This is a genomic window from Streptomyces sp. NRRL F-2580, assembly GCF_000720115.1.
Lineage (GTDB): Bacteria > Actinomycetota > Actinomycetes > Streptomycetales > Streptomycetaceae > Streptomyces.
In genome coordinates this window covers 1-19,796 of sequence record NZ_JOIR01000057.1, presented here as the reverse complement: position 1 = coordinate 19,796, position 19,796 = coordinate 1, and the positions used below count along the sequence as shown (strand labels likewise).

Sequence of the window (19,796 nt, the reverse complement as noted above, 5' to 3'; positions counted from 1 at the left end):
GCGCGCGGAGTCGGCGTCCGGCGCCCGGGGACTGAGCCCGGAGTCGGCGTCCGGCGCCCGGGGACTGCGCCCGGGGACGGCGCCCGGTGCCGACGGCTCGGGGCGGGTCGTGGCTGCGATGGACGCCACCTCCTCGAAGTGTTCCCCCACGGCGGGAGACGCGACAGGACCCGGCCGGGTGTGACGACGGTCCCGGCCGGGTCCTGCGTGCGTGGGGTGGGGCGATGTGAACGGTCAGAGTTCTTCGTCGCGGACCTCGTCCTCGCGGCGTTCACGGCTCATCTCGTCCTCGCGGCGCCGCTTGAGTTCTTCCGGGCTCTTGCCCCGGGCGCCCTCCCGGCCGGTACCGGGGTGGACCGGGTCCTGTCCCGGGCGGCGCAGGTGCTCCGGCTCGCTGCTGCCCTTGCCCGGCTCCTGGCGCTTGTCCTGCGTACCGTCCATGACGGCGACTCCTTCATGACGTTGGATCTGCGGATTCCCTCCCGGTAAAGCTGACACGTTCTGTGACAATCCGCATCATTTACGTCACGCCGCCAGGCGCCCTCCTCGCGCTGGAGCGCCCGCTGCACGACGACCGCACCGCGGCGCCCCCAGGTGCGCCGCCCGCCAGGGCCACTTCAGGGATGGTTTGCCATCCGGCGACGGAGCCGGTCGTAGATGGGCTCGCTCCGCAGGAGGTCCGCGGTCACCGCCGCGCCGAAACACGCGATCAGCAGCGGGGCCAGCAGCGTGGTGGAACCCGTCATCTCCACGACGAGGACGATGCCCGTGAGCGGTGCCCGTACCACCCCGGTGAACAGGGCGGCCATCCCCACCACCGCGAACGAGGCCGGGGCCGCCGCCTGGACCGGCAGGAGCGGGGAGACCAGCGCGTGGACGAGGGCTCCCCACAGCGCCCCGAGGGCCAGCAGCGGGGCGAACAGTCCACCGGGGGTCGCGGCCGCGTAGCTGAGCGGTCCCGCCACGAACCGGACGGCGAGGTAGGCCGCCAGCGCCGCCACCGTCATGCTGCCGCCCGCCACCAGTCGCTCGCTCAGCGGGTCGCCACCCCCGGCAAGAAGCGGATCGACGGCCATCAGGGCCCCCACCACCGCCCCGATGACAGCCGCCCGGACAGGGAGCGGTACCCGGGGCAGCCGGTCGCATGCCTCCAGCGTCCGTACGACAAGAGCGCTGTAGGCGGCGCCCAGCACGCCGGCCGTCATGCCGAAGAGCAGGAAGGCCGGCAGCACCCACACCGGTGGGGCGGCGAGGCCCGGCACCGGGAACTCGGGCCCCCGGCCCACGATGAGCCGGCAGCAGACCACGGCGGTGACGGTGCCGACGAGCGTCAGCAGCACCAGGCGGGGCCTGATCGTACGCGTCACTTCCTCGCAGACGAACAGCAGTCCGCCCAGCGGGGCGGTGAACGCAGCCGCCAGACCGGCCCCGCCGAGCGCGGTGTGCAGCAGGCGGGCGTCCTCGGCATCCAGGCGGGTGCGCCGACCGGCCAGGACCCCGATCGCGGCCCCCATGTGGACGATGGGACCCTCCCGCCCGAGGACCAGGCCCGAGCCGATCGCGATGAGACCGCCGGTGAACTTCGCCGGCAGCAGCGGCAGCGGGCGTCCCTCGGACTCCTGGCGCCACACCGCCTCGACGTGCTGGATCCCGCTGCCCGCCGCGTGCGGGACCCGCTGGGCGATCAGGCACGCCACCGCCGCACCCACCGCGGTGAGGACGACCGGGACCAGCCGGCCCACCGCACCGAGACCCGCGGCGGCCTCGACGACCGAACCGCGCAGCCCGTCGGCCTGCTCCAGGCACCACCGGAAACAGCCGGCGACCAGCCCGACCAGACAGCCGGCCACCCCCGCGACCACGAAGGCGGGGCCGGTCTTCCGGCCGCCTGGCCGAGCACCGGGCATGAACTGCCTCCAGCGAGCCGCACGGGGACGTCCGCCGAGCCTGCACCCACCGCTCGGCCGTCACGACGAACCTCGCCGTAGCACTGGCCCGAGCCACCTCGACCGGGCGAACCCGCCGGCGGGCCGAGGAGGCTTCCGTAGAGCCGTTTCTGTCCGTTCGGGCAACGGAGGAGGAGAGTGGAGGTACGGGCACCTGTGCATCGGCTTCGGCAGCGTGCCGGCCGGGCCGAGGGCAGGAGTGCTGCCGTGAAGAACCCTGACCGCGACGCACGCGGGCGGCGGATGCTGGCCGGTCTGCTGTCGGCCAGCCACCTGATGCCCCTGGAGCTCCTGTCGGCGAAGACGGCCGAACACGCGGCGGAGGTCGGCTTCACGCAGGTGCTCATCTACGTGGTGGACCTCCAGGGCGACGTGATGCGCCTGCTGTCCGGCGAGGACGCCGACACCGGCGCGGTGGTCGGTGAGGAGATCGAGCTGAAGATCGAGGGAACCGTGGCGGGGCGCGCGTTCCAGTACGGGCAGATCCTCGCCGGCGCCGATCCGGGGGAGGGCGGGGGCTGCTGGTGGGTGCCCCTGGTCGACGGCACCGACCGCCTGGGCGTCCTGCGGATCACCACGGCCCTCGATGACCCGCGTGCCGTGGAGGACATGAAGCTGCTGGCGGCCCTGGTCGCCTTGATCATCGACAGCAAGCGGCGCAGCAGCGACTTCCATGCCCGGCTCACGCGCACCCGGCGGCTGAACATCGCAGCGGAGATGCAGTGGCACCTGATGCCCCCGCCCGCGTACGCGGACGGGCGGGTGGTGATCTCCGCCGCTATGGAGCCGGCCTACCGCATCAGCGGCGACGCCTACGACTACGCGACCGCCGGGCCCGTGGTGCACCTGTCGCTCTTCGACGCGATGGGACACGACACGGCGGCCGGACTGACCGCCAACCTGGCCATGGGAGCCTGCCGCAACGCGCGCCGTGGGGGCGCGGGGCTGGTGGAGACCAGCGAGAGGATCGAGGAGGTGTTGCTCCAGCAGTACGGACAGACCCGCTACGTCACCGGTGTCCTCGCCGACCTCGACACCCGCACCGGGTCCCTGAGGTGGGTCAACCGGGGCCATCCCCCGCCGGTGATCATCCGTGGCGGCCGCTGGAGCACCCTGCTGGACTGCCCGCCCTGCCATCCCATGGGCACCCGCCTCGGTCTCCGGGCCCGTCTGTGCTGCCATCAGCTGGAGCCGGGCGACCGGATCGTGCTCTACACCGACGGCATCACCGAGGCACGCAGAACCCCGGGTGAGGAATTCGGGCTCGACAGGTTCATCGACTTCCTCATCCGCCACCACGCCGACGGCCTGCCCGTCCCCGAAACCCTGCGCCGACTCATCCATGCCGTCCTGGAGCATCACGACGGCACCCTCCAGGACGACGCCACCGTCCTGTTCTGCGAATGGCTGGGCCTCACCGCGCACTCCACAGGGCGGGCGGCATTCCTCGCGGGCGTGCCCCGGACGGCCACCGCCCCACCGGGCAGCGACGACAGGAGACCCGCTGGTGAACAGTGACCCGCATGTGCGACTGGTGCTTCTGGAGACCCGCGACGGCTTGGCCGTCGCCGCCGTCACCGGTGCCTTGGACATCCACACGGCCCAGCGCCTCGGCGAGGAGGCGATCACCGTGCTGACCGCCCATCCCCACCTGGTCCTGGACCTGTCGCAGGTCACCTTCTGCGACTCCTCGGGCCTCAACACCCTGATCCGCCTGCGGACGCCACGCCGCCGCGGCCGGTGGCAGCCTCGCCCTGGCCGGCGTACCCGCCCAGATGATGCGACTGCTGTCCGTCACCGGTACGGGCACCGTCTTCACCCTCCATGCCGGCCCCGCCCAGGCGCTGGCCGCTCATGCCGTCCACCGTCACCCCGCCCCCTGACGGTTCGCCGTTCCCGATCGTCGGCGACGTCAGCACGGCTTTAAACCGACGAAGAGGTATGCCCAAAAGATTACTATCTGTAACCCATCCGGGTCGGATAGCAATGGCGTGGGCGCCTGGCACGGTCCGCCGACGGTCGGCGGGATGACCCCAGCGCGCCGAGGAAGGAACGTCTCGTGACCCGCACCCGTTACGCCGCCGCTCTCGCCACCATGGCCGTCACCGCCCTCGCGATCACCGTGAGCCCCGCCTCAGCGGCACCCGGCGACACGCGCACCAGCTGTTCCAGCACGCTCACCCCGGACGGCTGGGTGGACACCCAGTGGTGGAACAGCGGGGGGTGCGGCTCCGGCTTCACGCCCAACACCAAGCAGATCAAGGACCTCAGAGGCTATCCCGTCGGCACCCAGGTCAACGCCTGCGCCTCCACCTGGCCGCCCGCCGGTTGGACCATCACCAACAGCTACTACTCCAGCGGGTGCAGCTACTCCGCCGTCCCCAGCCTCAACCCCAACACCTGGACGCTGAAGCGCGCCTCCTGACCTCGCGCCGGGTCCCTTGACCGCTCGGGAGCACCTGCTCGCCCGGGGCCCGAAGGCCACCGCGCAGACTGCCCAGGACCTGCGGGACACCCAGGACCAGGTCGTCGCCGCGCTGGCCTTGCGGGATCGCGGGCGAGCCCGCTCCCTGGCAGTCGGGCAGCGCCGCGTACAGGCTGCTGACTCGCGAGCGCCGCGAGCTGATGCGCGAGGGGGTCGTCCCCAAAGGGCTCGCCCGGTCCCTAAGAACAACGTAGGGAACTTTGACCGGCCACCCGCTGGGACGCACGTCAGACACAGTTCACGCACCCGTGCACTGCCCGGCCGCCGAAGTGGCCGGGCGGCGGTGTCCGTAGGGGTTGCGCGGGTGGCCGACAGGCCGCCCCGAGTCGTCAGGCGGGAAGGAAGTACCCGGTCACGTCGGTGAGGAGGCCGTCGCGGTGCACGGCGCTGCTCACGCCCGTCATGAAGGTCTCGCCGTCCGGGCCGATCTGGGTCCAGCGGGCCAGTGACCTGTCGTGGTGGTGAAGGACCTCGTCGATGCGGAAGCGGTGTCCGGGGAACGCCCCGGCGAAGCCGTTCATGTACGCGTCCAGTTCAGCCAGGCCGCACACCTCGGTTCCCGGGTCCCGGTAGGTGACCTCGTCGACCGCGACCGCCCCGAGCGCGGTGGGCCGTATCGAGGGGTCGGCCGACCAGCATGCGGCGTAGTCGTTCCAGAGCTGCTGTTGGTCACTCATCGTTGTTCCTCTTCGTCGGCTTGCTTGGCTTGCCTGGCACCGATCGATGCCATGGCTCCATTGGTGATGGTGTGCAGTTTGGCGGCGCCCGTACCGGACCGGACGAGCACCAGGAGGCCCTGGTAGAGCGCCAGGAGCTGAGCGGCTGACTCCTCGACATCGAGTTCCGCGGGCAGTAGCCGCTGGGCTCGGGCGCGCGTCAGCGCGTCGGCGAAGCCGGACTCGATCGTCTCCAGTCCCCGGCGCACGCCCGGCGTCGCCTGCGGAACGGTGAACGACTCCACCGCGCTATTGGTGAGCAGGCACCCCGGGTCGGGTTCGGGGCCGATGCCGGTGTCGAACGCCGAGGTGAAGAACGAGCGGATGCCGGCCACGGGGTCCTCCGTGTCCCGCAGGTGGACACGAACCCTGCTCTCCACCACCCGCTCGTTGTAAGCGTCCAGCGCGGCGCTGAACAGGCCTTCCTTGCTGTGAAACGCCCGGTACAGGCTGCCCGGGTGCATTCCGGTCACCTCTTCGAGGTCGCGCAGCGAGGCGCCGAGGTACCCACGACGACGGAACAGACGCATAGCGGAGGCCAGCACCTCGTCCTGGTCCCAGACCTGCTTGCGACCCATCAGCGCCTCCCTTAGTTGAACGGTCGCTCACAAACTAGCACGCCGGTGCCCCTCGGGAGCCGGCGGCTGCTGCCGCGGGCTGAGCTGTGGCGGTCGGCGGCCCCGCGGGTCCCAGCTGACGATGTCGAGGCGGTCCTTCAGTTGCTGCGGAACTTGCCGTACAGCTCGGGCAGTCCGACCGTCCCGGGGCCACCGGGGCCCCCGGGGTTGAAGAACAGCGTCCCGGCGCGCCGCCCCGGGACGGCCGCCCGGTGACGGATCACCGCCAGGTCGATCGTCCGGCCCGACGGGGCGGCGTGGTTCAGCGGCGCTTTCGCCACCGCGCACTCGAAGCCCGCCCGGCCCGGCTGCGCGCACGGACGCCAACGCAGTACGACTCCGTCGTCGCCGTCACCCGGACCGCCTGCCGGAACGCCTGCCGACGCCACAGCGGCCGCCGAGAGCAGCGCCAGAAGGGCTCCGGCCGCCGCCCCCGCAGCGCGTCGCAGCGGTGCCGCCATGCCGGTGTTCCGCGCTACCCCTGGGTGACTTCCCGCTGGGGGTGGACCGGCGAGAAGGCCGGCGCGTCCGCCGGCCGGCCCTCGGCGCCGGGCCCCGACACGGGCCCTGCTGCCGTGCCCCACGAGGAGACGCCGGCGGCAGGGCCCGCGGTGCGAGCGCGGCGCGCCCCGTCCGGGGCCCGGGGGCGGCTATTTCACCGATCCCGCCATCACGCCCTGGACGAAGTGCCGTTGGAAGGCGAAGAAGACGATCAGCGGGACCACCAGGGACAGGAACGCCCCCGGCGCGAGAACGCCGATGTTGCTTCCGAACTGCCTCATCTGGGACTGCAGGGCCACCGTGAGGGGCTGGGACCCGCTGTCCGCGAAGAGCAGTGCCACGAGCATGTCGTTCCACACCCAGAGGAACTGGAAGATGGCCAGGCTCGCGAGGGCCGGCCGGCCGAGCGGCAGGATGAGCCGGGAGAAGATCCGCCACTCGCTGCCGCCGTCCATCCGGGCGGCCTCCAGCATTTCGCGCGGTATCTCGGCGAAGTAGTTGCGTAGCAGGAAGATCGCGAACGGCAGGCCGTAGGCGACGTGGAAGAGGACGACGCCGGCGATCGTGCCGAACAGTCCGACCGCGCCGAAGAGTTTGGCCACGGGCAGCAGCCCGATCTGCACGGGTACGACCAGCAGTCCGACGACCACCAGGAAGAGCCCGTCCCGGCCGGGGAACTCCAACCATGCGAAGGCGTATCCGGCGAGTGCCGCGATGGCGACCACCAGGACGGTGGTCGGCACGGAGATCAGGATGGTGTTCCCGAAGGCCGCCGCGATGCCGGAGTCCTGCAGGAGGGCGCTGTAGTTGTCCAGGGACAGCTGGGACGGGTCGGTGAGTGCGGTCCACCAGCCCGTGGAGGCGTTGTCCTGTTCGGAGCGCGTAGAGGACAGGAACAGGCCCGCCAGTGGGGTGATCCATACGAGGGCGACCAGGATCAGCACGCCCTGGACGACGGAGCTGCCCAGCAGGCGTGAGAGCCGGCTCCTGCGGCGGGGCCCGGGCGCGGACGGGACGGGGACGGGCCGGGCTGGTGGCGTCCGGCGGGCCGGCGGGCGCTCGATGGTGCTGTGGCGGCTCATGCTCCGCTCCTTCGGAAACGCCGGATGTTGAAGATCATCGCCGGGACGACCAGCAGGAGCAGGACCACGCTGAGCGCGCTGCCGAGCCCTTGGTCGTTGCCTCCGCCGAAGGAGACCATCCACATACGGGTGGCCAGTACGTTCGCCTCTTCCTGGACCGGTCCGGGCGCGATGATGTAGACGAGGTCGAAGACCTTCATCACATTGATCACCAGGGTCACGAAGACGACGGTGAGCACCGGTGCGAGCAGCGGAACGGTGATCTTGCGGAAGATCTGTCCCTCCGTGGCCCCGTCCATCCGCGCGGCCTCCAGCGCGTCGCGCGGGATGGCCGAGAGGCCGGCGCCGATCAAGACCATCGCGAAGCCGGTCCACACCCACAGATAGGCGGCGATGATGGCCGGCGTCACCAGTGCGGGGCTGAGCCAGTTCACGCCCTGGTAGGGGGCCGTGAAGTTGGCCGTGGGCAGTCTGACGGTGTACTCGCCGTCGGCCAGGCCGGTGAGGCGGAACGACCCGTCGTCGGCCGTGGTGGCGGTCGCGGCCACCCGGCCGTCCCGTACGGCCTCGACCGTCATGCCGGGCAGCCCCTTCTCTCCCGGGTCGACCGTGCCCGGTGTACCGGCGCCGCCCGGGGCGAAGTCGAGGAAGACGGCGCCCGCGATGGAGTCGGCACCTGCCACGGCGTCGGCTGCCGCCTTCGCTCCGGCGGGCATCGCGTCGGGTGCCACGCCGACGAATCCGAGGCTGACCGAGCGGCCGGGACGCAGGTTGCCCTCGGTGCTGTACGGGCCACCCGCCCTGCCGGTCAGACCGTGGCCCTCGCGGGCACGGGCCGTCGGATAGGCGGCACGGTCGGCGAAGGTGTCGTGGACGCCGACGACGGCGGCGTTGAGCACGCCCCGGTCCGGGTCCTGCTGGTAGGCGAGCCGGAAGATGATGCCCGCGGCGAGGAACGACACGGCCATCGGCAGGAAGAGCACCAGCTTGAACGCGGTGGCCCAGCGCACCTTCTCGGTGAGCACGGCGAGCATCAGCCCGAGCCCGGTCAGCAGGAGCGGGGCGACGACGACCCAGATGGTGCTGTTGCGGATGGCCTTGAGGGTGGCCGGGTCGTGGAGGATCGCCGCGTAGTTCCCGGCTCCGACGAAGCGTTCGCCTCCGGCGTCGAAGAAGCTGCGGCCCACGGAGAAGAGGACCGGGTAGACGACCAGGGCGCCGAGCAGCAACAGGGCCGGCAGGACGAACACGACGGCGAGGCGGCGCTTCTTTCTCTGCGCCAGGCGCCGCGGGTTCGCCGCGGCGCGGGCGGTCAGGACGTCAGCCATGGGGAGCGCCTCAGTTCCCGTAGGCCTTGGCGGCTTCGGCCTCGAGCTTCGCGGCCGTGCCCTGCGGGTCCGACGGGTCGCGCAGGAAGTCCTGGAGGAGCTTCCACTCGCCCGCGCCCTTGGTACCGCCGAACGCGGCCGGGGCCTGGTCCGACATGTCGAAGCGGATCGAGTTGCCCGCCGCGATGAGCGAGTTGGCGGTGCTGCGGGTGGTGTCGTCGCCGTACGAGGCGAAGTCGACCTCCTTGTTCGGGGACAGGAAGCCGCCCGCGCCGGCCCAGACCCCGGCCGCCTCGGCTCCGGACAGGAACTCGACCAGCTTCATTCCGGCCTTGTTGTTCTTCGCGTCCTTGAGGACGACGGCCGCGTCACCGCCGCTGACGACCGGCGCCCTGCCGCCGTCGACCGAGGGGAACGGGAAGAACTTGGCGTCCTGCCCGAGCTTCTTGCCGAACTGGCCCTTGGCGACGCCGCCGACGAAGTCGCCCTCGTAGACCATGCCCGCCTTGGGCTCGGGGCCGAAGACCTGCGCGACCGACGAGGGGAAGTCGGTGCTCAGCGCCGTCTGGGCGCCGCCGGCGACGAGTTGCTTGTCCTTGAACAGGTCCCCGAGGGTGGTAAGCGCCCGGACGACGCTTTCGTCGGTCCACTTGAGCTTGTGCTGGGCGAGCTGGTCGTACTTCTCCGGCCCGGCCTGGGAGAGGTAGATGTTCTCGAACCAGTCGGTGAGGGTCCAGCCGTCCTCTCCGGCTATCGCGAAGGCCGGGCGGCCGGAGTCGGCGAGGGTGCGGCCCGCCTTCAGCATGTCGGAGTAGCTCTTCGGCTCGCTGACGCCGGCCTGGGTGAAGGCCTCGGGGGCGTACCAGACGGTGGACTTGTGGGCGGCCTTGAAGTAGAGGCCGTAGTACGTGCCGTCGACCGTGCCGTAGTTCTTCCACACCGGGGCAAGGGTGGAGTCCGCCGTCTTGGCGGTCTGGTCGGAGAGGGGGAGGAGCCAGCCCTCCTTCACGAACTGCTGGAGCACGCCCACTTGGGGGACCATCACCACGTCGGGGGCGTTACCGCCTTCGATCTTGCTTCCCACGAAGGTGGAGACGTTGTCGCCGGAGGGGACGAAGACCGTCTTGGCTCCGGTCTTCTCGGTGAAGGCGTCCAGGACCTTCTTGAAGTTCTCCTGCTCGCTGCCGGTCCAGACGCCCGCCACGGTCACGGTCTGGCCGCCGAGTTCGCCTCCGCTCGCGGGTCCGGTGGTGCCGCCGCATGCGGTGGCACCGAGGGCGAGGGCGACGGCCGCCGTCGCGGTGGCCGTGGTCCGTCGGGTCGTCTTGCTGAGTCGTCGCATCGTGGGGTCCTTTCGAGGAAGTCCGGGGCTACGGGGTGGGTCCTGGCTTCACTGGGAGGGGTTTTCGCGCGGGGCCGGGAACGTCAGGGGGCGGTGGCCGGAGGAGGACGGGCCGGCATCGGGTTCGCCGGGGCGCACGGGGCCGGGGCACTCGGCCGTCCACCAGGCGGCGGTCGCTGCGGGGAGCACACCGTCGGGACAGGGGCCGCTGGCGAGCAGCGGAGTCCCGGGGACCGGGGCGGGCACCGGCTCCGTGCCGAAGTTGACCGCGCAGACCAGGCCGTCGCCGCGGGCGATCGCCAGCACGTGCTCGGGGGCGTCCAGCCAGTGCAGGGTGCCGTCGCCGAGCTGCGGCAGGGTGCGCCGCAGCTGGAGACCGTCGCGGTAGAGGTGCCAGAAGGAACGGGTGTCGGCCAGGGCACGGTCGGTGGCGTGCTCGGCGAACCACTCGGGCTGCGGCAGCCACGGCTTGGCGGCGACCGCCTCCCGGCTGAAGCCGAAGGGGGAGGCGTGCCCGGACCAGGGCAGTGGCACGCGGCAGCCGTCCCGCACGTGCTTGCGGCTGCCGGTGCGCCGGAAGATCGGGTCGGTGAGGACCTCGTCGGGCAGGTCCAGGACCTCCGGGAGGCCGAGCTCCTCGCCCTGGTAGACGTAGGCGGCGCCGGGCAGGGCGAGCATCAGGAGGGCCGCGGCGCGGGCGCGTGCGGCTCCGAGTCCGCTGCCTTCCACCCCGGGCTCGCCGGCGTAGCGGGTGACCGTGCGGACCTGGTCGTGGTTGTTGAGGACCCAGGTGACGGTGGAGCCGGTGCCGGCGATGTCGCGCATCGCCTCGGTGATGGTGGCGCGGAAGGCGCCGGCGTCCCAGGGGGCGCTGAGCAGGTCGAAGAAGAACGCCTGGTGGAGTTCGTCGGGTCGTACGTACTCGGCGTGCTCGCGTGCGGTGGGCACGGACACCTCGCCGACCAGCAGCCGCTCGTGGCCGTCCCGGGCGGTGTACTCCTGGCAGACCGCGCGCCAGCGGCGCCATACGTCGTGGACCTCGGGCTGGTTCCAGGCCAGCTGGTTGACGGCGTCGCGGGCCCGTTCGTCGGCTCCGGGGTCGTCCGAGTCGGGCAGCTCGGCGTGCTTGAAGAGTCCGGCGGCGACGTCGATGCGGAACCCGTCGACACCGCGGTCCAGCCAGAAGCGAAGCACCCGCTCGAAGTCGTCGCCCACGACGGGGTTGCGCCAGTTCAGGTCGGGCTGCTCGGGCGTGAAGAGGTGCAGGTACCACTCTCCGGGGGCGCCGTCGGGTTCGGTGGTCCGGCTCCAGGCGGGGCCGCCGAACATGGCGCGCCAGTTGTTGGGCGGCTCGGCTCCGTCCGGGCCGCGGCCGGGGGCGAAGTGGAAGCGGGAGCGCGCCGCACTGCCCGGCCCGGAGGCGAGCGCGTCGCGGAACCACGGGTGCTCGCTGGAGCAGTGGTTCGGGACGATGTCGAGCAGCAGCTTGAGCCCGAGCCGGCGGGCGTCGGACACCAGCCGGTCGAACTCGGCGAGATCGCCGTACACGGGGTCGACGCCGCAGTAGTCGGCGACGTCGTAGCCGTGGTCGTGCTGCGGCGAGGGGTAGAAGGGGCTGAGCCAGATGCCGTCGACACCGAGCTTCCGCAGGTAGGGAAGCCCGGCCCGTACGCCGGCCAGGTCACCGACACCGTCCCCGGTGCTGTCGAGGAAGCTGCGGACGTAGACCTGGTAGATCACCGCGTCGCGCCACCAGAGGTCGGAGGGGGCGGCACTGCGGGAGGGGTGGCCGATGCCGGCCGGAAGGGTGCTGAGCATCTCGCGTCGACCTGTTTCTGCTGAATGCGAGAGCGCCTCAGATCGGGCGCTGTTATGCATGCATGTTAAGTAGCGCTGACTGGAAGGTGTCAACGATGTGTCCAGAAACAGTGAAAATCTGGGGTGATTTGTTCAGGAAAGTCCTATGCACAAACAAAGGGTCTCTACTTAACATGTAAGTAGAGACCCTTGGATGACGGAGAAGAAGACGGAGAAGAAGGCGGAGAAGTGGGATCAAGCCTTGCGGGAGATCGGGCCCTGCGGCGGATCAGCCCCTGCGGGAGATCGTCCCGAGCTCGCGCGCGAGCCGCGCCGCCGCCTCCTCGGGCGTCTGGCGCAGAGCCATCACATCCTGCGCCACGGCCTGTACGGCCAGGCTCACCTGGTCGTAGCGCGGACTCTTCGGGCGCGGCACCGCCGACAGCACACTCTGCCGGAGCGTCGGCAGATACGGATACGCGCGGATCAGCTCGGGGTCCTCGTACAGCGCGGCGCGCACCGGCGGCAGCGAGCCCTCGGTGAGCACGCGCCGCTGGACCCGTTCACTGGTGAGGTAGGAGATCAGATCGGCTGCCGACGCCGGATGCCGCGCACGGCTGCTCACGGCGAGGTTGGAGCCGCCCAGCACGCTGGTGCCGGGCCCGTCGGGTCCGGGCAGCGGCACTGCGCCGAACCGGCCCGCGACCTTCGACCCCTCGGCGCTCGCGTCGGCGTACACGTACGGCCAGTTCCGCAGGAAGAGCAGCCGGCCGTCCTGGAACGCCTGCCGGGACTCCTCCTCCTTGTACCCGAGGGCCTCGCGGGGGATCCAGCCGTCCCGCACCCCGTCCGCGAGGAAGCGCAGTCCGGCGCGCGCCGCGTCGGAGTCCACGGTCACCCGGGCGCCGTCATCGCGCAGGATCGAACCGCCCGCCGAGTGCACGGCCTCGGTGACGTTGACGGTGAGCCCCTCGTACGGCAGGAACTGGCCCGCATAGCCGTCCAGTCCGTGCTTCGGCGCGAGGGTGCGCGCCTGGCGCACCAGCTCGGCCCAGGTGCGCGGCGGCTGCTCGCCCTCCCGGTCCAGGATGTCCTTGCGGTAGTAGAGGAGTCCGGCGTTCGTGACGTACGGGACCGCGTACAGCCGCCCGTCGAAGGTCGCGGTGTCGACGACCGGCCGCAGGAAGGCGTCCAGGGGGAACCGGTCCCGCTCCAGGGGGGAGATCCATCCGGCCGCCGCGAACTCGGACGTCCAGGCGACGTCGATGTTCAGCACGTCGAACCGGTCGCGCCCCGATCGCAGCTCGCTGATCATCTGGGCCCGGGTCTCGTCGGCCGAGTCGGGCAGTTCCACGAGGGTGACGCGCTCGTCGGGGTGGTCGCGGTTCCAGTCGTCGAGCAGCGGCGAGAGGTAGTCGGTGAGGTCGCCCGCCGTCACGAGCGTCAGGGGGCCGCGCCCCTCGGAGGCCGCACCCCCGCCCGCGTCGTCGCGGCCGCCGAAACCGGCGTAGCCCGCGAGCACCACCGCCGCGACCAGGAGAGCTCTACCCGCGGCATGTATCCACCGCATAGATTCCTCCCAGTGCGCGATCCGGCTGCGCCGCCGACCATCGTGGCCCATATATACCCGTTAGGCATGGGCGATACTAGACGCCCAGGCAGACAAGACCGGCTCGGACGCCGATCGGTCCGGTGCCGGTGAACAGTTGACTACGGAGCGGGAAGGAGGGGAGCGCGTTGCGGCTGGCGCTCCTTGCGCTCCTCACCCGTAGCCCTGCGCACGGTTACGAGCTCAAGCAGGACCTTGAGAAGCTCCTGGGCGCCGCGTACCCTCAGCCCAACGTCGGCCAGATCTACGTCACCCTCGGCCGGCTGGAGAAGAGCGGCCTGATCGAGGGCGAGGACGTAGAGCAGTCGGGCCGGCCCAACAAGCGCACGTACAAGCTGACGGACGCCGGGCGCGAGGCCGTGCTCGCCTGGTTCGAGGACACGGCGGAGGAGCCCCGGGTACGGGACGAGTTCTTCATGAAGCTCGCGCTCGCCCCCCGGTCGGGTCTGGCCGACCCCGTCGCGCTGATCAACAAGCAGCGGCGCCAGTACCTCAACACCATGCGGGACCTGTCGAAGCTGGCGGCAGCCGAGGACCGCGACAACAAGATCTCGCAACTGCTGATCGAGGGCGCGATGCTGCATCTGCAGGCCGACCTCGACTGGCTGGAACGCTGTCAGGAGGAGCTGGAATGAGCGACGACGCCACCACCGCTCCTGCGGTGCCCATCGTGCGTGCCGAGGGCCTGACCAAGACGCACTACGGCGAGGGCGCTCCGGTGCCCGCCGTCCGCGGGGTGGACCTGTCCGTCCAGCCGGGCGAGTTCGTCGCGGTCACCGGGCCGTCGGGGGCCGGCAAGTCCACGCTGCTGCACCTGATCGGCGGCCTCCAGCGGCCGGACAGCGGGAAGCTGTGGCTCGGCGGGGAACGGGTCGACGCCTACCGCGAGGCCCGCTGGGCGGTCCTCAGGCGCCGCAGCATCGGCGTCGTCTTCCAGTTCTTCAACCTGGTCTCGAACCTCACCGTCGCCGACAACGTCGAACTGCCCGCCCTGCTCGCCGGCGCCTCTCCGAAGGCCGCCCGCGACTCCCGCGCCGAGCTGCTCGCCGAACTGGGGCTGGAAGGCCGCGAACGGTCGATGCCCGGCGAGCTGTCGGGCGGCGAACAGCAGCGGGTCGCCCTCGCCCGCGCGCTGGTCAACCACCCCACGCTGCTGCTCGCCGACGAACCGGCCGGCAGCCTCGACAGCAAGGGCACCCGCGAGGTACTGCGGCTGCTCTCCCGGTTCCACCAGCGCGGCCAGACGATCATGATGGTCACCCACGACGCCCGGATGGCCAGCGCGGCCGACCGCGTCATCAGTTTCTTCGACGGACGCATAGCCGACGACGCGCAGCTCGGCGGCGGGCGGCGCGGGCCGGGCGGCGGCGTCTCCGGCGTACTCGAACTCAAGGAGTGACCGTGCGGGCCACTCTGCGCTGGGCGCAGGCCGACTTCCGCGCACACCGCGGGGAAGCCCTCTTCGTCGTCCTGGCCAGCGCCGGGGTCATCGCCTCGCTCCTGCTGGCCGGTGCGCTGTTCAGCTACGCCGCGAACCCCTGGCAGCGCGTGTTCAACCAGTCCCAGGGCGCGCACATCTGGCTGCACACCCGGGGCGGGGCGGACATGGACGCCCTGTCCGGCGTGGACGGCGTCGCGGCCCTCTCCGGTCCGTACCGCACGGCGGCCACGACGGTCGAGTCCCGTGGCGCGCGGGTCGGGGTGACGCTGCGCGCGGCCGAGGCGGCGCCCCCGGAGACGGGGCGGCCACTCGTCACCGCGGGCGGCTGGCTCGCCCGGCCGGACGACGGCGACCGGGACGGCAGCGTCGTACTGGAGGATTCGGTCGCGCGGGCGTTGTGGGCGGAGCCGGGCGACGCGGTACGCGTCACCGGACCGGACGGTGCCGCGCACGTGCTGCGGGTGGGCGGGATCGCCGAGGTGGCCGAGCCCCGCTACCAGCCGGGCGGCGGACCCGGCATCGGCTGGGTGCTGCCCGGCACGCTCGACGAGATCGCCCGGGAAGACACCGGCCAGAGCGTGGGGCTGCGCCTGGAGGATCCGGGCGACACCGACTTCATCGTCCAGCGCGCAGTGACCGTACTCGGCGCCGACCGGGTGGCACAGGTCACCAAGTGGCAGCAGGCACGGGCCGAGGCGGGCGGCGACGACCGGCTCCTGGGAAAGATGTTCGCCGTCTTCGGGCTCGGTGCGCTGCTCGCGGCGGCGCTCGCCGCGTCGGGGGCGATCGGCGCCCGCGTCCGGAGCCAGCTCAGGGACATCGCCATCCTCAAAGCCATCGGGTTCACCCCCGGCCAGGTGACCCGCGGCTTCCTCGTGCAGCACCTGGCCTTCGCGCTCCTCGGGGTGGCCGTCGGCACGGCGGCGATCGCTCTCCTCGGCGCGCGGATACCGGGGCGGATCGGTGAGGCGGCGGCGGTCTGGCAGAACCTCCCCGGGCACACCGCGCTGATGATCGGCATCCCCTGCGGTGCGGTACTGCTGATCGCCGCCGCCACCGGCCTCTCGGCCTGGCGGGCAGGACGGGTGCCGCCGGTTCCGGTGGCCCGGGCCGCGCTGCCGTCCGCCGCGCCGATGACCGCACTCGGCAGGCGGGCTCTCGGGATGCGGGTGCCTCCGGCTCTGGTCCTGGGATGGCGGGCGGCGTTCGCGCGACGCGGCCGGACGCTCGTACCGGTGGCCCGGCTCGCCCTGCCGCTGCTGCTCATCACGGTCGCGCTCGTCGCCTGGTCGACGCTGGACCAGTTCCGCAGCCGGCCCGCGCAGGTGGGACGCCCGGCACTGACCGTACGGGCCGAGCAGCCCGCCGGGCCGTCGGACTCGGAGCTGGAGAAGACCCTCGCGACGGTCCCGGACATCGCCGCGGTCCATCCGGGCGCGGAGATGGCGGCGCTCGTACCGGGGCAGACCGGCACCATCACGCTGCGCGGCCTGGGAACGGCTCGCCACCCCTATCCCTCCACCGTGGTGGAAGGGCGCGCGGTCGGCGGCCCGGACGAGGCGGTGGCCGGGCAGGGGCTGCTGGACCTCCTCGGGGTGCGGGTCGGCGACTGGGTACGGATGACCGTCGGCGGACGGCCGCAGATCCTGCACCTCGTCGGCCGCACCATCGAACCCGAGTCCGGCGGCCGGGTGATCACCACGACCCTCGACGCCCTGCGGGAACGCGATCCGCAACTGCGCCCCGCCTACCACGCCCTGGTGCTGCGCGAGGGGGCGGACCCGCGGGCGGTGAGCGGCGAGCTCGCTCTGGCGGCGGGCGGCACGCTGGAGATCAGGGAGACGCCCAATCCCGCCGACCGGCTCGAGCCGGCCCGCGGAGTGATCGCCGCCCTGATCGCGGTACTGGCACTGATCGGGCTGACCGAACTGCTCACGCTGATCAGCACGGGCGTACGCGACCGGGGCCGGGACCTGCTCGCGCTGAAGGCCATCGGGCTGACGCCCCGACAGATCGGGGCGATGATCGTGACGGCCGCCGGTCTGACCGCGCTCGTCTCCGCGGTGGTGGGGACGGCGGTGGGTGCGCTTGCCGGCAGCTGGCTGGTGGACACGCAGGGCGCGTCGAGCGGGATCGGTGCGGGCATCGCCCGACTGCCCTCCCTGCCGGTGCTGGTGACGGTGGTCGTCGGAGCCGTAGGGGGTGCGGTGGCGGCGGCGGCGCTGCCGGCGACCCGTGCGGCGCGGCGGCGCCTGGCGGACTCGCTCAGCGAGACGCTCTGACCCGGGCGTGCGTGCCAGGCCCCACCGACCAGGAGGGACTGACGCCATGCCCCAAGGGACCGCAGGGGCGGCCGACCGGCCCCGACGACCCCATCGAGGTTTTCGGATCACTCAGGTGGCAACGTCCGGGGGACGACAGGATTCCCCGCTTCTGCCGGGTGGGCGCCCGTATCCCTGTCCGTGCCCGGTCCTAGGCTGACCGGATGAGCGAGAAGAGCACCCCTCGGCCGCTGGCCGTCTTCGACATCGACAACACGCTGGCGGACACCGGCCATCGCCAGCACTTCCTGGAGCGGCGCCCGCGCGACTGGAACGGCTTCTTCGGTGCGGCCCCGGCCGATCCGCCGCTCGCGCGCGGGGTGGCGCTCGCGGTGGAGAGCGCGGCCGACTGCGAGGTGGTGTACCTGACCGGGCGCCCCGAGCGCTGCCGGGCGGACACGCTCGACTGGCTCGCCCGCCACGGGCTGCCCGAGGGGCGGCTGTGGATGCGGGGGAACCAGGACCGGCGGCCGGCCCGCACGACCAAGCTGGAGGTGCTGGGCCGGATCGCGCGCGGCCGGGAGGTGCGCATGCTGGTGGACGACGACGAGCTCGTCTGCCGGGCGGCACGAGCCGCCGGTTTCCGGGTGGTGCAGGCCGACTGGGCGGCGGAGGCGCCGGAGCTCGAATCCGCGCAGGAGGTCGAGGGCCGGACCTGACCCCCGGTCGGTGGGCCGGGCCGGCCCAACGCGTCCGGCGGGGGCTCAGTCCTCGCCGTCGAGGCGGAAGCCAACCTTGAGGCCCACCTGGTAGTGGGCGATCTCCCCGTTCTCGATGTGGCCGCGTACCTGGACCACCTCGAACCAGTCCAGGTTCCGCACGGTCTGGCCCGCCCTGGCGATCCCGTTGCGGATGGCCTGATCGATGCCCTCGTGGGAGGTGCCGACGATCTCGGTCACCCGGTACGTGTGATTGGACATGGGGGTCTCCCGACAGTGGGTGGCTTTTGCCTGGTTCCACGGTGCCCCAGTAAGTCCGGCTCCGCGAACTTTGCGCCAACAATCCGGAGCGAAAGGCCCTTGACCGGCCCATTGGTCTATGCCAATTTCGAGCCATCTGAGATCGAGCCCCAGAAGGTGACCCTCTTGAAGATGCGCCTCCCCGCCCTGTGCACCGCCCTCGCGGCCGCGACCGCCCTCACGGGCTGCAGCCAGCTGGCCGAATCGGCCCAAGGACCGCAGAAGGTGACGCTCTGGCTGATGAAGGGCAGCGCCTCGGAGGACTTCATCGACAAGTTCACCGCGTCGTTCGAGCAGGAACACCCCGGCGTCGACCTGGACGTCAGGATCCAGGAGTGGACGGGGATCGGCGCCAAGGTGAACGCCGTGCTCGACGGCACGAGCAAGGAGACCGCCGACGTCATCGAGGTCGGCAACACCCAGGTCGCCCAGTACATCGAGAAGGGCGGCCTCTCCGAGCTCACCCTCGAAGGCCTGCGCGAATGGGGCAGCAAGGACTGGCTCAAGGGCCTCGCCGACCCGGGCAGCGTCAACGGCGCCCAGTACGGCGTCCCCTGGTACGCCGCCAACCGGGTGGTCATCTACCAGAAGGACCTCTTCGCGAACGCCGGGATCAAGACCCCGCCCAAGAACCGCCAGGAGTGGATCCAGGCCACCCAGAAGCTCGACAAGGGCGACCAGCAGGGCATCTACCTCGCGGGCCAGAACTGGTACGTCCTCGCCGGCTTCGTCTGGGACGAGGGCGGTGAACTCGCCGTCGAGACCGGCGGCAGGTGGGTCGGCACCCTCGACGACGAGAAGGCCCTGGCCGGCATGGACTTCTACCGGCAGCTCCAGGCCCTCGGCGACGGCCCCAAGGACGCCGACGAGGAGACGCCCCCGCAGTCGCAGGTCTTCGCGCGCGGCCAGGTCGCGCAGATCATCGCCCCGCCCGGCCAGGCCGCCGAGATCGAGGCGGCCAACCCCGCCCTGAAGGGCAAGCTGGGCTTCTTCCCGATCCCCGGCAAGACCTCCGACAAGGCGGGCGCCGTCTTCACCGGCGGCTCCGACCTGATCATCCCGGAGCGGACCCGACAGCGGAAGCACGCGGTCGACGTGATCACGGCCCTGGTCAGCGAGAAGTGGCAGAGCGAACTCGCCCGCACGATGAGCTACGTACCGAACAAGACCACCCTCGCGCACGTGGTCGAGGGCAACGAGGGCGCCACCAACATGGCTCCCGGCGCCGCCCAGGGCCGGGCCACCCCCACCTCCGCCCGCTGGGCCGAGGTCGAGGCCAGGAACCCGATCAAGCCCTTCATGACGGCCGTCCTCACCGGCCGGGACCCCAAGCAGGCGGCCCGGGCGGCGTCCGAGGAGATCGGCAAGGTCCTCAGCTCCGACCGCTGAGCCCGGCCACCGCCGGGCCCCCGCCGAGTTCACCCCACCCTTCGCGGCCGGGCCCTCCGCCGCGTCACCGCCGAGTTCAGCGTCCGCACATCCAAGGGCCGCTGAGCGGTCATGTCGAATCCAGCCGGTCACGGAAGAAGTAAAGGAGCCAGGCCACGCACCTGCCGGCCTGGCCCTCCGCGCCCGGATCAGGAGCCGCCATGACCATCGCACCCCTGTCCCCGTCCCCCCTGACGCCCCCCTCCGCCCTCGCCGTCCCCACC

19 protein-coding genes are annotated in these 19,796 nt (G+C 71.8%); 8 read left to right on the top strand and 11 right to left on the bottom strand.

Annotation, left to right across the window (positions count from 1 at the left end; genetic code table 11):
* Window positions 1-234: 234 nt before the first annotated feature.
* Together IF88_RS0136980 and IF88_RS0136975 are read right to left on the bottom strand one after the other, a co-directional pair.
* A complete protein-coding gene (locus IF88_RS0136980; protein ID WP_051838221.1) occupies window positions 235-441 on the bottom strand; it encodes a hypothetical protein in 207 nt (68 codons plus the stop codon).
* 176 nt (window positions 442-617) lie between these two features.
* Window positions 618-1,907: a ClC family H(+)/Cl(-) exchange transporter gene (locus IF88_RS0136975; RefSeq protein WP_051838219.1), complete on the bottom strand. Its 1,290-nt coding sequence runs from the start codon at window positions 1,905-1,907 to the stop codon at window positions 618-620.
* Between the two features lie 282 nt (window positions 1,908-2,189).
* Here IF88_RS0136975 and IF88_RS0136970 point away from each other — a divergent pair, with 282 nt between their 5' ends.
* From IF88_RS0136970 to IF88_RS0136965, 3 genes are all read left to right on the top strand, one after another.
* Window positions 2,190-3,464: a PP2C family protein-serine/threonine phosphatase gene (locus tag IF88_RS0136970; RefSeq protein WP_051838228.1), complete on the top strand. Its 1,275-nt coding sequence runs from the start codon at window positions 2,190-2,192 to the stop codon at window positions 3,462-3,464.
* On the top strand, window positions 3,454-3,873 hold the full coding sequence (locus IF88_RS49745; protein ID WP_158754824.1) for an STAS domain-containing protein: 420 nt from the start codon (window positions 3,454-3,456) through the stop codon (window positions 3,871-3,873). Before IF88_RS0136970 ends, IF88_RS49745 begins: the two co-directional genes overlap by 11 nt.
* Window positions 3,874-4,005: 132 nt before the next feature.
* Entirely contained in the window at window positions 4,006-4,371 is a 366-nt protein-coding gene (locus IF88_RS0136965) for a hypothetical protein (RefSeq protein ID WP_234323837.1), read from the top strand.
* 389 nt (window positions 4,372-4,760) lie between these two features.
* Here IF88_RS0136965 and IF88_RS0136960 read toward each other — a convergent pair whose 3' ends face one another.
* From IF88_RS0136960 to IF88_RS0136925, 8 genes are all read right to left on the bottom strand, one after another.
* Complete coding sequence (locus IF88_RS0136960; RefSeq protein WP_030723117.1) at window positions 4,761-5,108, bottom strand: nuclear transport factor 2 family protein; 348 nt, start codon at window positions 5,106-5,108, stop codon at window positions 4,761-4,763.
* Window positions 5,105-5,725 (bottom strand): TetR/AcrR family transcriptional regulator, encoded by a 621-nt coding sequence (locus IF88_RS0136955; protein WP_030723114.1) that lies wholly within the window; start codon window positions 5,723-5,725, stop codon window positions 5,105-5,107. Before IF88_RS0136955 ends, IF88_RS0136960 begins: the two co-directional genes overlap by 4 nt.
* A 137-nt stretch (window positions 5,726-5,862) precedes the next feature.
* On the bottom strand, window positions 5,863-6,225 hold the full coding sequence (locus IF88_RS0136950; protein WP_030723111.1) for a hypothetical protein: 363 nt from the start codon (window positions 6,223-6,225) through the stop codon (window positions 5,863-5,865).
* Window positions 6,226-6,414: 189 nt separating this feature from the next.
* Window positions 6,415-7,347 (bottom strand): carbohydrate ABC transporter permease, encoded by a 933-nt coding sequence (locus IF88_RS0136945; RefSeq protein ID WP_078893380.1) that lies wholly within the window; start codon window positions 7,345-7,347, stop codon window positions 6,415-6,417.
* On the bottom strand, window positions 7,344-8,675 hold the full coding sequence (locus tag IF88_RS0136940; RefSeq protein ID WP_030723106.1) for an ABC transporter permease subunit: 1,332 nt from the start codon (window positions 8,673-8,675) through the stop codon (window positions 7,344-7,346). The genes IF88_RS0136945 and IF88_RS0136940 overlap by 4 nt, the downstream gene beginning before the upstream one ends.
* A gap of 10 nt (window positions 8,676-8,685) precedes the next feature.
* Window positions 8,686-10,017 (bottom strand): ABC transporter substrate-binding protein, encoded by a 1,332-nt coding sequence (locus IF88_RS0136935; RefSeq protein WP_030723103.1) that lies wholly within the window; start codon window positions 10,015-10,017, stop codon window positions 8,686-8,688.
* Window positions 10,018-10,065: 48 nt separating this feature from the next.
* Window positions 10,066-11,835, bottom strand: a complete 1,770-nt coding sequence (locus IF88_RS0136930) for a glycoside hydrolase family 13 protein (protein WP_078893379.1) — start codon at window positions 11,833-11,835, stop codon at window positions 10,066-10,068.
* A 268-nt stretch (window positions 11,836-12,103) separates the two neighbouring features.
* On the bottom strand, window positions 12,104-13,384 hold the full coding sequence (locus IF88_RS0136925) for an ABC transporter substrate-binding protein (RefSeq protein ID WP_030723091.1): 1,281 nt from the start codon (window positions 13,382-13,384) through the stop codon (window positions 12,104-12,106).
* A 167-nt stretch (window positions 13,385-13,551) separates the two neighbouring features.
* On the opposite strand from IF88_RS0136925, the gene IF88_RS0136920 reads away from it, so the two are divergent.
* The 4 genes from IF88_RS0136920 (at window position 13,552) to IF88_RS0136905 (ending at window position 17,844) form a co-directional block, all read left to right on the top strand.
* Window positions 13,552-14,058 (top strand): PadR family transcriptional regulator, encoded by a 507-nt coding sequence (locus IF88_RS0136920; protein WP_030723089.1) that lies wholly within the window; start codon window positions 13,552-13,554, stop codon window positions 14,056-14,058.
* On the top strand, window positions 14,055-14,822 hold the full coding sequence (locus IF88_RS0136915; protein ID WP_030723086.1) for an ABC transporter ATP-binding protein: 768 nt from the start codon (window positions 14,055-14,057) through the stop codon (window positions 14,820-14,822). The genes IF88_RS0136920 and IF88_RS0136915 overlap by 4 nt, the downstream gene beginning before the upstream one ends.
* 2 nt (window positions 14,823-14,824) lie before the next feature.
* The gene (locus tag IF88_RS0136910; protein ID WP_030723083.1) at window positions 14,825-17,146 is read left to right on the top strand and encodes an ABC transporter permease; all 2,322 of its coding nucleotides are present in this window, start codon (window positions 14,825-14,827) and stop codon (window positions 17,144-17,146) included.
* A gap of 203 nt (window positions 17,147-17,349) precedes the next feature.
* Complete coding sequence (locus IF88_RS0136905; RefSeq protein WP_030723080.1) at window positions 17,350-17,844, top strand: nucleotidase; 495 nt, start codon at window positions 17,350-17,352, stop codon at window positions 17,842-17,844.
* Window positions 17,845-17,889: 45 nt separating this feature from the next.
* Here IF88_RS0136905 and IF88_RS0136900 read toward each other — a convergent pair whose 3' ends face one another.
* On the bottom strand, window positions 17,890-18,105 hold the full coding sequence (locus IF88_RS0136900) for a dodecin (protein WP_030012846.1): 216 nt from the start codon (window positions 18,103-18,105) through the stop codon (window positions 17,890-17,892).
* A 165-nt stretch (window positions 18,106-18,270) separates the two neighbouring features.
* Between IF88_RS0136900 and IF88_RS0136895 the strand changes: the two genes are divergently transcribed.
* Window positions 18,271-19,533, top strand: coding sequence for an extracellular solute-binding protein (locus tag IF88_RS0136895; RefSeq protein WP_030723077.1), 1,263 nt, complete (start codon window positions 18,271-18,273; stop codon window positions 19,531-19,533).
* The last annotated feature ends 263 nt before the right edge of the window (window positions 19,534-19,796 follow it).

Bases quoted from the DNA above. Each gene is read 5' to 3' on its own strand.
- IF88_RS0136980 (WP_051838221.1), bottom strand. From the start codon at position 441: ATGGACGGTACGCAGGACAAGCGCCAGGAGCCGGGCAAGGGCAGCAGC.
- IF88_RS0136975 (WP_051838219.1), bottom strand. From the start codon at position 1,907: ATGCCCGGTGCTCGGCCAGGCGGCCGGAAGACCGGCCCCGCCTTCGTG.
- IF88_RS0136970 (WP_051838228.1), top strand. From the start codon at position 2,190: ATGCTGGCCGGTCTGCTGTCGGCCAGCCACCTGATGCCCCTGGAGCTC.
- IF88_RS0136960 (WP_030723117.1), bottom strand. From the start codon at position 5,108: ATGAGTGACCAACAGCAGCTCTGGAACGACTACGCCGCATGCTGGTCG.
- IF88_RS0136955 (WP_030723114.1), bottom strand. From the start codon at position 5,725: ATGGGTCGCAAGCAGGTCTGGGACCAGGACGAGGTGCTGGCCTCCGCT.
- IF88_RS0136950 (WP_030723111.1), bottom strand. From the start codon at position 6,225: ATGGCGGCACCGCTGCGACGCGCTGCGGGGGCGGCGGCCGGAGCCCTT.
- IF88_RS0136945 (WP_078893380.1), bottom strand. From the start codon at position 7,347: ATGAGCCGCCACAGCACCATCGAGCGCCCGCCGGCCCGCCGGACGCCA.
- IF88_RS0136940 (WP_030723106.1), bottom strand. From the start codon at position 8,675: ATGGCTGACGTCCTGACCGCCCGCGCCGCGGCGAACCCGCGGCGCCTG.
- IF88_RS0136935 (WP_030723103.1), bottom strand. From the start codon at position 10,017: ATGCGACGACTCAGCAAGACGACCCGACGGACCACGGCCACCGCGACG.
- IF88_RS0136930 (WP_078893379.1), bottom strand. From the start codon at position 11,835: ATGCTCAGCACCCTTCCGGCCGGCATCGGCCACCCCTCCCGCAGTGCC.
- IF88_RS0136925 (WP_030723091.1), bottom strand. From the start codon at position 13,384: ATGCGGTGGATACATGCCGCGGGTAGAGCTCTCCTGGTCGCGGCGGTG.
- IF88_RS0136915 (WP_030723086.1), top strand. From the start codon at position 14,055: ATGAGCGACGACGCCACCACCGCTCCTGCGGTGCCCATCGTGCGTGCC.
- IF88_RS0136905 (WP_030723080.1), top strand. From the start codon at position 17,350: ATGAGCGAGAAGAGCACCCCTCGGCCGCTGGCCGTCTTCGACATCGAC.
- IF88_RS0136900 (WP_030012846.1), bottom strand. From the start codon at position 18,105: ATGTCCAATCACACGTACCGGGTGACCGAGATCGTCGGCACCTCCCAC.